15 protein-coding genes and 1 pseudogene are annotated in these 11,779 nt (G+C 58.4%); 10 read left to right on the top strand and 6 right to left on the bottom strand.

The window, feature by feature from the left end; genetic code table 11:
- Window positions 1–135: 135 nt before the first annotated feature.
- From ACIREA_RS15930 to ACIREA_RS15900, 7 genes and pseudogenes are all read left to right on the top strand, one after another.
- Window positions 136–851 (top strand): annotated as a pseudogene (locus ACIREA_RS15930) (GAF domain-containing protein); the annotation flags it as partial.
- Window positions 852–874: 23 nt separating this feature from the next.
- A complete protein-coding gene (locus tag ACIREA_RS15925; RefSeq protein WP_397383282.1) occupies window positions 875–1,096 on the top strand; it encodes a hypothetical protein in 222 nt (73 codons plus the stop codon).
- A gap of 189 nt (window positions 1,097–1,285) precedes the next feature.
- Window positions 1,286–2,092 carry an ATP-binding protein gene (locus ACIREA_RS15920; protein WP_397383281.1) on the top strand — a complete coding sequence of 269 codons (807 nt, stop codon included), beginning with the start codon at window positions 1,286–1,288 and terminating at the stop codon, window positions 2,090–2,092.
- Between the two features lie 86 nt (window positions 2,093–2,178).
- The gene (locus ACIREA_RS15915) at window positions 2,179–2,508 is read left to right on the top strand and encodes a hypothetical protein (protein WP_397383280.1); all 330 of its coding nucleotides are present in this window, start codon (window positions 2,179–2,181) and stop codon (window positions 2,506–2,508) included.
- Between the two features lie 100 nt (window positions 2,509–2,608).
- Window positions 2,609–3,166: an HD domain-containing protein gene (locus ACIREA_RS15910; protein ID WP_397383279.1), complete on the top strand. Its 558-nt coding sequence runs from the start codon at window positions 2,609–2,611 to the stop codon at window positions 3,164–3,166.
- Window positions 3,167–3,250: 84 nt separating this feature from the next.
- A complete protein-coding gene (locus ACIREA_RS15905) occupies window positions 3,251–3,418 on the top strand; it encodes a DUF1328 domain-containing protein (protein ID WP_397383278.1) in 168 nt (55 codons plus the stop codon).
- Window positions 3,419–3,427: 9 nt separating this feature from the next.
- On the top strand, window positions 3,428–3,760 hold the full coding sequence (locus tag ACIREA_RS15900) for a hypothetical protein (protein ID WP_397383277.1): 333 nt from the start codon (window positions 3,428–3,430) through the stop codon (window positions 3,758–3,760).
- Here the strand turns inward: ACIREA_RS15900 and ACIREA_RS15895 are convergent.
- The gene (locus tag ACIREA_RS15895; RefSeq protein ID WP_397383276.1) at window positions 3,743–4,309 is read right to left on the bottom strand and encodes an SRPBCC family protein; all 567 of its coding nucleotides are present in this window, start codon (window positions 4,307–4,309) and stop codon (window positions 3,743–3,745) included. The two genes, ACIREA_RS15900 and ACIREA_RS15895, sit on opposite strands and share 18 nt — an antisense overlap.
- Entirely contained in the window at window positions 4,216–4,704 is a 489-nt protein-coding gene (locus ACIREA_RS15890) for a response regulator transcription factor (RefSeq protein WP_397383275.1), read from the bottom strand. Before ACIREA_RS15890 ends, ACIREA_RS15895 begins: the two co-directional genes overlap by 94 nt.
- Window positions 4,705–4,922: 218 nt before the next feature.
- Between ACIREA_RS15890 and ACIREA_RS15885 the strand changes: the two genes are divergently transcribed.
- From ACIREA_RS15885 to ACIREA_RS15875, 3 genes are all read left to right on the top strand, one after another.
- Window positions 4,923–5,393, top strand: a complete 471-nt coding sequence (locus ACIREA_RS15885; protein WP_397383274.1) for a hypothetical protein — start codon at window positions 4,923–4,925, stop codon at window positions 5,391–5,393.
- Window positions 5,394–5,922: 529 nt separating this feature from the next.
- Complete coding sequence (locus tag ACIREA_RS15880; protein WP_397383273.1) at window positions 5,923–7,380, top strand: ATP-binding protein; 1,458 nt, start codon at window positions 5,923–5,925, stop codon at window positions 7,378–7,380.
- Between the two features lie 102 nt (window positions 7,381–7,482).
- Window positions 7,483–8,118: a response regulator gene (locus tag ACIREA_RS15875; RefSeq protein ID WP_397383272.1), complete on the top strand. Its 636-nt coding sequence runs from the start codon at window positions 7,483–7,485 to the stop codon at window positions 8,116–8,118.
- Window positions 8,119–8,321: 203 nt separating this feature from the next.
- Here ACIREA_RS15875 and ACIREA_RS15870 read toward each other — a convergent pair whose 3' ends face one another.
- From ACIREA_RS15870 to ACIREA_RS15855, 4 genes are all read right to left on the bottom strand, one after another.
- Window positions 8,322–8,954 carry an RNA polymerase sigma factor gene (locus ACIREA_RS15870; protein ID WP_397383271.1) on the bottom strand — a complete coding sequence of 211 codons (633 nt, stop codon included), beginning with the start codon at window positions 8,952–8,954 and terminating at the stop codon, window positions 8,322–8,324.
- 150 nt (window positions 8,955–9,104) lie between these two features.
- A complete protein-coding gene (locus tag ACIREA_RS15865) occupies window positions 9,105–9,530 on the bottom strand; it encodes a response regulator transcription factor (protein ID WP_397383270.1) in 426 nt (141 codons plus the stop codon).
- A gap of 343 nt (window positions 9,531–9,873) precedes the next feature.
- A complete protein-coding gene (locus ACIREA_RS15860; RefSeq protein ID WP_397383269.1) occupies window positions 9,874–11,442 on the bottom strand; it encodes a sialate O-acetylesterase in 1,569 nt (522 codons plus the stop codon).
- Window positions 11,443–11,531: 89 nt separating this feature from the next.
- A partial coding sequence (locus ACIREA_RS15855) for a ferritin-like domain-containing protein (protein ID WP_397383268.1) occupies window positions 11,532–11,779 on the bottom strand: 248 nt, incomplete at its 5' end.

Here is an 11,779-nt window from a genome sequence, read left to right as displayed (position 1 = left end):
GCTTGAAGCTACCTCTTTTTGGCAGCAACGGGCCCCGCGAATTAAACCTCCCTTCATGAAGCGTGCAGACAGAGCAATGTCATTCGTTGAACAAGATGGAAATAATTTCAACAATCATCTCCTCGGCACCATCGACTAAGGCATAACCTCACCACCCAGGTGCACGCCATCGCTGAAGTGCCCCCCCCGTGACGAAGGGCGACATGACCCGCTCAATCCAGGTGGAGACGCGCGGTGAAGTGGCCGAGCTGAAGAACAACATCAACACGATGATCGACAACCTCCGCGTCACCACGGAGCGCAACAAGGAGCAGGACTGGCTCAAGACCAACCTCGCGAAGTTCACCCGCATGCTCCAGGGCCAGCGTGATCTTTACACCGTCGGTCAGATGCTGCTCTCCGAACTCGCGCCGCTGGTCGATTCGCAGCAGGGCACGGTCTATCAGCTCACCTCCGGCGATGATGAAAATCCACGGCTGCAACGCCTGGCCACCTACGCGAATGAAAAGGATCTGCCCGACCAGATTGAGCTCGGCAACGGCCTCGTCGGCCAGTGCGCACGGGAAAAGCAGCGTGTGCTCCTGACCGAGGTGCCGAAGGATTACACGCCCATCCATTCCTCCCTCGGCAGAACACGGCCCGCCAATGTGGTGGTGCTGCCGGTGCTGTATGAAGCCCAGACCAAGGCGGTCATTGAACTGGCGGCCATGCACCCCTTCACCGACGGCCATCTCAACTTCCTCGAACAGCTCACGCAGTCCATCGGCGTCGTGCTCAACACCATTGAGGCGACGATGCGCACGGAAGCCCTCCTGCAGCAGAGCCAGCAGCTCACGGCTGAGTTGCAGTCACTCTCGACAGCTTCCTCCCCGACATGCTCGGCTGGACGGTGCTGAACAATCTCAAGCTCTCCCCCGAAACCCGCCACATCCCGGTGCAGATCATCACTCTGGAGGAGGAGCGCAGCCACGGCTTGTCACGCGGCGCATTCTCCTACCTCGTGAAACAGGCGACCACGGAAGATTTGGAAAGCAATCAAAACCTTCGTCGCTCCACGCACGAAGCGTCTGCTAGTCGTCGAAGACAACGACATTGAGCGGCAGAGCATCGTCGAGCTGCTCGGCCACGACGACATCGAGATCAAAACGGTCGCCACGGGTGAGGAAGCCTCGCCCGCATCCGCAATGGCAAGCTGCGCCTTGAACTGCATCCCGCCGATGTTCACGAGGCGCTGCACCAGGCGATCAAAACCTGCCAGCCGGACCTTTCCGCACGACGGATTCGAGTGGCGGAAAAGCTGGAAGCCCCCGACCCGCATGTACGCGGAGATTTCGCCCGGTTGCAGCAGGTCTTCTGGAATCTGCTGACCAACGCCGCAAATTTCAGCCCGGAGGACAGCATCATCGAAGTGAGCACCTATGTCACCGAACCGGGAGGCCGCATCAGCGTCCAGATCGCGGACCAAGGCATTGGCATCCTGCCCGACAAGCTGGACCGCATCTTTGACGCTTTTGAGCAGGGCGCGCTGCACACTCATGCGGGCCTCGGTCTCGGGCTGGCCATCAGCAAGGCTTTGGTGGAAATGCACAGCGGCGTCATCGCTGCGCACAGTGACGGCCCCAACTGCGGCTCCAAATTCACCGTCCGTCTCCCCTCCGCAATGCCTTCAGATCAGCCCAACGGAGAGTCGAAGCATCAGTTCTCCCCGCATGAAGGTCTGCGTTTGCTGGTTGTCGAAGATCATCCTGACACGCTGGGCACGCTGACACGGCTGCTGACGCGGCGCGGCTACATCGTCCGCACTGCGGCCTCCCTTGCCGAGAGCCTCGAAGTCGCTCGTGCGTACGAATTTGACGTGCTCATTTCAGACATCGGACTTCCCGATGGGCGTGGCACCGAACTTCTGGAGCAGTTTTTCGCAATCCACGGCTGGCGTCCGCCTGCCATTGCGATGAGCGGCTTTGGCATGGACGATGATGTCGAGCGCAGCCAGCAGGCGGGATTTTCTGAGCACCTCACCAAGCCGGTCGAGTTCTCCGCCTTGCAGGAGGCGATATCTCGGCTGGCCTCCCGTCAGTCCAGTAAAGGCTAGTTCAAGACAGCTCGTGAAGGGGAACCCGTACAACCGCAGCGCAAGTTGCAGGCGATTAGTCTTTGAACCCTCAACTAGCCAACACCATGAACAATCCAACCATTCCCACGCTGGACGCCCCTGAGAATCCTTCCGAAAAGGCAGCTCGTGTCTGGGAAAGTGCCATTGGGAGTGACACTGCTGGAGCGGCAGACCGGGCCTTGGGTAGAACCAAAGAAAATGCCACTGAGGTTTTGCACTCCGGCGAACGTCTGCTGCGTGAACATCCAGGCACCTCGGCACTTGGATTTTTCGGTGCAGGTGTCCTCGTTGGCGCCCTCGTCGCTTGGTCCATAGCCCGCGAACAGCGGGACGACACAGCGGACCGCATTCACCGGCTTCTCACACGTCTTGGACGCAAGCTGAACCTCGACTGATTGCTGCCACGTTCACAAAATGCTCAGAGACAAAAACAGGCGGTGTTAATCAGCTCACATCCGGATTCCGGAGCAGGCACGATTATGAGGCATGAATGTCATGGCTTCCTTTTTCTACGACCAGCTGCATGAGCAGCAGGCGGACATCGCAGCCGCCATCTCCCAGCCGCTCTGGCAAAAAGCCGCCGCCTTCGCAGCCCATGCCCATGCTGGCGAAGTGCCGCCCAATGAAGTCCCTCCTTCGTTTGCCCAGGCCACTCGCGTGGCGGTAACGCTCACGGCAGTCTATCATTGTCAGGACGCTCCCGTGCTGGCCACCGCGCTGCTGCACAATGTGCTGGATAAAACCGATGTCTCGCTGGACGAAATTGAAAGCCAGTTTGGCCGCCTCATCGCATCCCGGGTGGAGCGTTTAAGCCGTGCCCCCGACTTGGACGAAGGCGTTCATCTCAAGCGTCTGCAAGCCTGCGACTGGCAGACACGGTTGGTCAAACTGGCGGACGCAGCAGCCCATCTGGATGACGACGAGGAGGCCTTGGAGGAGCGCATCCATAAAACCATGCCGGTCCTGGATCTGGCCTTTGGCAATGAGCAGCCCGTGCTGCGCGCACAGCGCCATCTGCTGACGCTGATCGAAAACGCCCGCATGACCGCGTAGTCACGACACACTTGTCAGCGGGGCCAAATAGATACGGCCGCCCATGCCGCCACACGCGAAACATAGGTAACAGAAAGGCATATTATGTTATCTTATACTCTCACATTTCTCATCATCGCTCTCATTGCTGGGGCGCTTGGATTCGGCGGCGTCGCCGGAACTGCGGCATGGATCGCCCAAGTTTGCTTCGTGGTTTTTCTCGTGCTGTTCCTGATATCGCTCATTTCAGGCCGCCGTCCGCCTGTCGTGTGAATCTTGCCCATGACCGTATCTCGTGCGCGTCATGCATCCATCACCCCTATGTCTCAGTGCAATCCCCTTCCCGCATCAGTGCCGGCTTATGCCGGGTCCACGCAGAACAGTGAGGTCGCAGCTGGCGCGGCCGGCTCCTTCGATTTGCTTTGGTTGTCTGACCTCATCATCTCAGTTCTTGAGAATGAAAGCATTGCCACCAGTACCGGAGCCGGCCAGTCGGCCACCTTCTTCTACGCCGAGGAATCACCGCGCCTGGCAGAACTAGAGAACCTAAGCGTGAAGACGGCTGATTCCTCCGCCATCATGGCTGGCGCGAAAGCATCACTCCACGCACACTGAATTGAAACTCATCTGCGCGCTTGGGCTGCAGTGTTTCGTCTTCAGCATTGGGTGACTGCTATTCGGCGTATGCACCATCTCCTCCCGGCTGTAGCTGTGGCCACCGATGGTGCCACGCCAGCCATCTGGCAAAACGACCGCTCCCTCGATAAAGTCCTTGAAGCGCAACAGATCTCCCACCACCCGCGCCTTGACCAGTCCCAGAGCAGCGGCCGCCTTCTCAAAAACTCCCTCAGGCGTGTAGTTCAGGTGCAGATGCACGCGGGTGCAGTCCATGCCCAGCGAAGTAAAAACCACCTTGCCAGAAGTCTCCACTCCGTTCGTGCTGCGCCATGCGATGCAGGCATCCGGCTCTTGCTCGATGATCTCCGCCAGCCAGGTCTTCTTCTTGCCGCCCAGCTTCACCTGCCATTCCACCCGGTTGCAGTCCTGCTGATGCACCTCAGTGACTCCATTCATGAACAGCGGGAAATCCTCAACCCGGGTCCATTGGTTATAGACGGTCTGCAGAGGCAGGTCGATGTGGATCGCTTGGTCAATGATTTCCATAGTGCAAATCGAGGTGATATTTTCGAATGCTCATCGCAGCTCAGGCCCGGTCCGGACGCGTTTAATTTCATGCCCCGCCAGAGGGATTCATCGTGCATGGAGATCATGAGAATGATCAGCGATGGTTGCTCGGCCAGCATGTGTTTGATGAGCTCAATCCCGTTCGTTCCAGGTATGGACACGTCGAGCAGCGCCACCTCGGGCTTGTGCAGCCGCATGACCACGAGCGCGCTCTGCGCATTGGACGCCTCACCGCATACAGTTACGTCGCTGAACTGGCTCAAATAATGGCAGATTCCGTGCCGAAAGACAGGATGGTCGTCCACCACCAGCAGCCGTTTGCCAGCCGTGGTGTTCGCTGGTGAAACGGTGGCGTTCTGGGTAGGGGTGCTCATTGTCTGCTGGATCCCGGAGCCCGGTTAATATTCGTGCCACAACAGGTGGTCACACAGATCATGCGTGAATCAATCATATCTCCGAAATTCGCAACTAGCAGGCCGGTTGGTCGTGCCAATTTCTCCCTGCCTCCAGTTCCATGTCACTTGCGGGAGTCACTTGTGAAATAGATGACTTTGTGACAACCATGCGCTCCACACCTCGCATACAAAACCACATGAATTCCGCACCTGAAATTCCTTGGAAACGCGTGGCCGGGTTTGTGCGGCAGCACACGCATGATGTACGCAACGGCTTGAACAGCCTTGATCTGGAAACGACCCTCCTCAACGAGCTCGTGACGGATGGAGAAGCCATGGCAAGCGTGGAGCGCATCCAGAAGCAGCTCCGTGCGCTCGCCGTGCAATTGCGCTCACTTGCCGCTCTCTTTCAAGATCCGCAGCCCTTCGCCGCGCCAATCCACGCCCGCGTGCTGCTCGAAATCTGGCGCGAAAAGCATGCATCTCTGCAGGATGTTCTGGAGGTTCTCTGGGTGGATGAACTCGGCGACGAACGCGTGAATGTGGATGTGTCCATGATGGCGACGGTCTTTCACGAACTGCTGGCCAATGCGACGGATTTTTCCACGGGCGATCCCGTGACTGTCACTGCTCGCGCAGCCAGCGGCCAGCGGCCAGGTTCTCTTTGAACTCAGAGAGCCGAAGAACGAGGCGCTGGACACCAGCACCTGGGGCCGGCCACTTTCCACGACACGTCGCGGCGGCTATGGCCTCGGCTTATATACGGCACACCGAATGATGCAGGCAAACGGCGCGTCCTTGCTGCAGCGTCATGTACCCGAAGATGCTTGCCTGCTCTCCCAGATCATCCTCCCCGCACTGTGATTGAGAGGCGGTCCCATGACTTCCCCACATCTGCGTTTCAGTTGCCCAGCCCGTCTCAAGCTCCAATCAATCACCCGAACTTGTTTCCCTCATGAGCCTGTGTTCCGCACCAGCGCCATGAGCTTATGCCGTGCTGCCACAATGCCATGAAACCTTCGTTTCTCCAATCCGTCCTTCTCGCCGCCGTTTTCGTGCTGCTCGCTGCGGGCTTCTATCTCTCCTCCGGCGTGAGAGTGGGGTGATTACTTCATGCCCCACTCCCACTGCTATTTGTTCAATCAGCAGTTGATGCAGTTGCATGGCGGTTCGGACTTGCTCATCGGCTTTTCCTAAGTGGCCATCTCGACGACTCTCGTCTGGCTGGTTTATCGTGTGCAGAATGAACTCCCGTTTCATTGGATCATGATCGCCTTCGCCATCCTCATTGTGGCCTGTGACGCCACGCACTTCATGGAAGTGTGGACTCTCACGGCGGAGAACCCACGCTCCTGGCTTTCCGGCTGGGTAAAGCTCATCACCGCCATCGCGTCCGTGACCACGGCGGTGGTCCTGCCGCCGCTGATCCCGCACATCCTCAGCATGCTCAGCATGCTCAAGGCCGCGCGCCTGTCTGCGGAGCAAGGGGTGAAGCTGGAGCGCGCTTACGGCGAATTGAACGATCTCTACAAAAAGGTCACGCAGCTTGACCAGCTCAAGACCAACTTCTTTGCCAACGTCAGCCATGAATTGCGCACGCCGCTGGCGCTGATTTTCGCCCCCGTCGAGCATTTGCTACAGACGGCCAAAGACCCCGCGGCACGGCGCGAACTCACCGTGGTTCGCCGCAATGCCCTCCTCCTGCACAAATACGTCAATGATCTGCTGGATGTGTCAAAGCTGGAGGTCGGCAGGCTGGATCTCCATTACTCTCGCATTGATCTCGCCGCCATGGCACGCGCCATGGCGAACATCTTTGAATCCATCGTCAGCGAGCGCGGCATCAGCGTCGCACTTCAGGGACCCGCCGAAGTGGTTGCGGAAGTGGATGGTGACAAAGTGCAGCGCGTGTTCATGAATCTGCTTTCGAATGCCTTCAAATACGCGCCCGATGACAGCACCGTGAGTCTCTCTCTGACCGAGTACGGCGACCAGCTCTCACTCACCGTGGAGGACTCAGGCCCGGGCGTGCCTCCGCATTTCCGCGAAACCATCTTTGAGCGTTTCCAGCAGGGACAGGCCGCCACCACACGGCATTTCGGCGGCCTGGGGCTGGGGTTAACTGTCGCCAAGGGGTTGGTCGAAGCACACGGCGGCACCATCAGCGTGCGCAGTGCCGGGCATAAGCAGGGCGCGACATTAATCGTCGAGCTTCCCGTCATTACCGCCGGAAGCGTTCCTGAAAATGCGCCTGCCACGCCCAGTTTCTCTTCGGACGCGCCTGCTCGTTCCTTGCGCGTGCTGCTGGTTGAGGACCACGACGACACGCGCCATGTTCTCCACCGGCTGATGACGCGCTGGAATCACACCGTCACTGTCGCCAGCACACTGGCAGAAGCACGCAAGGCGCTGGCGGAGGGCACGTTCGATCTCCTGCTGAGCGACATCGGACTGCCCGACGGCTCGGGTTATAAAGTCATCGCAATGCTGCGGGAGCACTCGGACATTCCTGCCATCGCCATGAGTGGTTACGGCATGGAGGCTGATATTGCACGCGTGCATGCTGCAGGCTTCACCGAGCACATCGTCAAGCCCGTCACCGCCGAGGCCCTGCGCAAAATGCTCTACCGCTTTTCCACCCAGTCTGAAACCTGAACCAGCCCTGACCCACGCACCGGTGCCCCCTAGAAAGTCTCCAACAGCACACTCGGAACGAAGGAGCCTCCCGCCAAAGAGCTGCAGCGGCGTGTATTGATCGTGGATGACCATCCCATCTTTCGGGACGGCATCACCCAGCTCATCAATCATCAGCCGGACATGCTTGTCTGCGGCGGCGTCTGCTCCGCAGCCCAGGCCATGTCCTCCGTGGAGGAACTCAAGCCGGACATGCTCATCGTGGACATCTCCATCAATGGCACCAACGGCATTGAGGTGATCAAATCCATCCGCGCACAATACCCTACCCTGCCGGCCCTCATGCTGTCCTCGCATGACGAAAACCTCTACGCCGAGCGTGCCCTGCGCGTGGGCGCCCGCGGTTACATCATGAAGGCCGAGGCACCTGAAAAAGTGATCGAGGCGATCCGCCGTGTCCTCGACGGATCCCTCTACCTCAGCGAAGCCATTGGCGGCCGTCTTCTCGATACGTTTCTCAATGGACGCACGTCCAATGGCTGCGGCTCGGCCGTGGACCAGCTCAGCGACCGCGAACTCGAAATCTTTCACGCCCTCGGGGAAGGCCGCAGCACTCGCGAGATTGCCCTCACTCTTTTCCTCATCGTCAAGACCGTGGAAACCCACCGCGCCCATATCAAAGAAAAGCTCAAGGTCCAGACCGCCCCTGAATTGATCCGTGCCGCCGTCGAATGGGTCAACAGCCAGGCAAACCAATAGCCACGCGCCCGCCTGCGTTCTCAAGATCAGGGCATCCGCTTTCACCGCATGAAACGATGTCCTCCTTGAACAGGCGGCTAAGAGAAGACCTCAATCCTCTTCGCACAAAACCCCCGCTTAGCTTGTTCTCAGTCCTGTCCGGCAGCTAGCCGGACAGGACTCTTTTTTCTTGAGGCTGCGCCCCAGGCAGCTTTTCTCACGGATCAGGAACATTGCAGGCTTTCCATCTCATTCCGGCCGCGAAAGGACGACCGCAGTTTCTTCAAGCCGAGTTCCATCCGTGTTTTCACCGTCCCGAGAGGCGTGTGCGTGACTTCCGCGACTTCACGCTGGCTCATTCCCTTGAGGAAGGCTAGGTCGATGACCTGCTGCTGGTGGACTGGCAGCCGGTTCAGATGCTGATGCAGGACCCGGGAAATGTCGGCATGCTCGCAGTCCAGCGCCGCATTCGTGGTGTACGGCCTCAGCCGGGTTTCATTTTCCATCCTGTCCTTGGCGTTGTTATAGGCCTGGGACCGGCGCAGATAGTCAATCGACCGGCGTTTGGCCAGAGTTACGATCCACCCCAGCGCCCTGCCTTTCTCAGCGGAAAAGTGGTCGGCATGATTCCAGACCTCCAGAATACACTCCTGCAGGACGTCGTCCGCAGCGGTGGAATCAGGCACAATCCGCTGGATGACACTTCGGAGCAGTGTCCGGTAGCGCTGAAACAAGGTCTCCATGGCCAGTGGATCTTGCATCTGAATGGCACACATCAGTTCCTCATCAAGCGGTTGCCCGTCATGGCTGGGAACATCGCTGGAGGACGACACAGTGAAGGATTGAAATGTTTTCATGAGGAACCACTACGAAACCCCATGAATCTCACAACCCGACCCGGACCTGCCCAGCCCCTCAGGTAATACCTGATGTATTGACTCAGACATCAGGGTGCGCCCTGATGCCTCCATCAGGGCCTTCGTTCCCAGCAGTGTACATGCGCCGCTTCAATCGGTGCCGGTGAACCAAACGCCACCTTTTTGAATGGCGCTCACAGCATCCACGAGACGTTCGAGCGAAGCCTCCTTCCCGATGAAGCCCTTGGCACCACAGGCTTTGGCCCGCGTGGGATAGCTCTTGTCCGTCTGCGCAGACACCATCAGCACCGGCAGAAGTGGAAACTGCTTCAAAACCTCGAGGATGAATTCAAAGCCATTGCCGTCCGGCAGTTCCACATCCATCACCAGAAAATCGGGCACGTCCCTTTCGAGTTTGGCCCGTGCTTCAGTCAGCGAGGCGGCCATCCAGGCCATGGTGAGATCAGAATCGTCCTCCACCAAGGTCAAAAAAACGCCACGGATGATGGCGTGGTCGTCCACCACCGCGAGACGCTGAGGTTCATTCTGGATCTTGTTAGAAGTGGAATCTGACATTTTCGGAGAAGCGTTTCGATACCCATGGGATTTTTCAGGCAACTGCGGCAGGATTCATGTTTGCGGGAGTCCCCTGGGCCTTGCACCTCTCCTCAATTGATTCCGCAGATAGTGGCAATCTTGACGTCACAGCATCGGGAAAAGCATGGCAAAAGAGGGCGTTTGACGGTCGTGTCCGTCATGCCAATGCATTCGTTCAGGCCAGGTGTTTTGGTTGTATGAACCTGGCGCCTTGGGCAAACCACGCCGGCGGTGTTCTGTCGATGCTTGCGCGTTAGACTGACCACCTTGTCCTGAAGTTCTCGCTTCCTCGATTGGCAGAGGTTTTCATCAACACTACTCTCTACGGCTTGCCAGCACCGGTCTTGGGCGGCAGTGAAGCATTGTCCATCGGCCAGTCATCCGTTCGAAAAGGGGCCGCGGGCAGGCTGGCCGCATTGATCAGATTGACCTCGGGATTGTTGGCCCAGGCATAGCGCACCGCCACGGGCTTCTGAAGGCTGCTGTGCGACACGATGACAGCCTTGCCTTGAATGCGCGCATCCGCCCACTGCCAGTGCTGGCTTTCATCCGCAATGGCAAAACCTTTCACCACCGCGCCGCCGTCGGCTGTTTTGAGCCCTTCCGCATGCTGAATTTGAATCACGACTTCACTGCCCTGAATGGCATGGCTTTCATACTGCGGTCCGCTCCACAGAATTTTTTCACCATAGACTTTCGCCCGCGCCCACAGCGCGAGCCGGTGACCGACTTGCAGTTTGTTGGTGGGATGGAGGTTGACCGCGTCACCAATGTCAAGATTGACGGTCATCCCTGTGTTGGGAACGGCAAGTGCCTTGGACTGCGCCTCACGCAGCCGCGCCCAGGCGGCGGGGGCATTCGGCTCAGCATCGCGATTTTTAAAATTGGGCAGCTGAACCCAGGCCAAGGGAAACTCCCTGCCCCAGCGTGCGCGCCAGTCACGGATCATGAGAGGAAGTTGCAGGGCATAGAGCGAACCATTGCCCGCGTTCGACTCGCCCTGATACCAGACCGCACCACGCAGCGCGAAGGGGATCAGTGGCGCAATTTTTCCATTGAACAAGTTCCCGGGGCGGTTGGCATGGAGAGGATCGCTGCCCATATAAGTGGGCTGAGGAGGCGCGGGTTGCTTGGCCGCTTGCGCCGCTTTCAAAGCTTCCTGCCATTGTTTTTTGGCGGCCTCATTCTTCGCGTGGTTATCGGGTTGCTCGAACAAATCCACGTCCTTCTGCCAACGCTTCAGCAGCGGCTGCATCTGCGCTTCTTTCTGCATCACCTCCATGCTCGTCCAGGATTCAATCGCCGTACCACCGACGGACGAGTTGATCAAACCCACGGGAACTTTCAAAGTCTGATGCAGCTCCCGCCCAAAGAAATAAGCGGCAGCGGAAAAATTGGGAACCGTCTGCGGGGAGCAGCCCTGCCACACACCCTTGCCCTGCTCCTGCGGCGTCGTGGCGGTGAAGGACTGCACAAAGAACATGCGAATCAGGGGGAAATCTGCCGCCGCCATTTCCTTTTCGGCATCTGCCACTCCTTTGACCGTCATCGCCATGTTTGACTGGCCGGAGCACAGCCACACCTCCCCCACCAGCACATCTTTGACCACCGCCGTGCTTTGCCCTGACACTCGCAGGATGCCAGGATCTTTGCTCGCAGGCAGCGGATCGAGCACCACCTTCCAATGGCCCTCTTTATCAGCCTTGGTGATCTTGGTCTGTCCCGCAAAACTCACATTTACCTCCTGCCCCGACTCCGCCCAGCCCCAGACCGGGATCGGCTGGTCACGCTGCAGCACCATGTGATCTTTGAAAATCGCAGGCAGCGTGATGGCGGCACGGGTGCAGAGCGTCAGCCCGGCGGCAAGCAGCAGCATCAAACAAGTACGCATGGCACAGGAGGGTGGCTGGTTAATAGAAGTACGTCTGCGGTCAGAATTGGGTTTCATGTGAAATCAGTGGTACTGCCCCCCTCCACCCATCACTCTTGTTCGATGACGGGGTTGTCGATGCCCAGCGCTTCGGCCAGATCCATGAAATGCTCCTGCTCCTGGGCGATGATTTTGCGCAGCACCTCACTCAGCGCATACTCACCCATGGCCTCCGCCTGGCGAATTCTCTGCCGATAGCCGCGGATCGTCTCCATCTCATTCTCAAGGTCAAATCTCAGCATGTCCTTCGGCTTGTCGGAAATCTTCACCGCTTTGGGAGTCGTCGTCGGAGTACCGT

This window comes from Prosthecobacter sp., assembly GCF_044373815.1.
Classification (GTDB): domain Bacteria; phylum Verrucomicrobiota; class Verrucomicrobiia; order Verrucomicrobiales; family Verrucomicrobiaceae; genus Prosthecobacter.
Note: the sequence above shows the minus strand (reverse complement) of the source record. Positions and strands in the feature narration are given on the sequence as shown.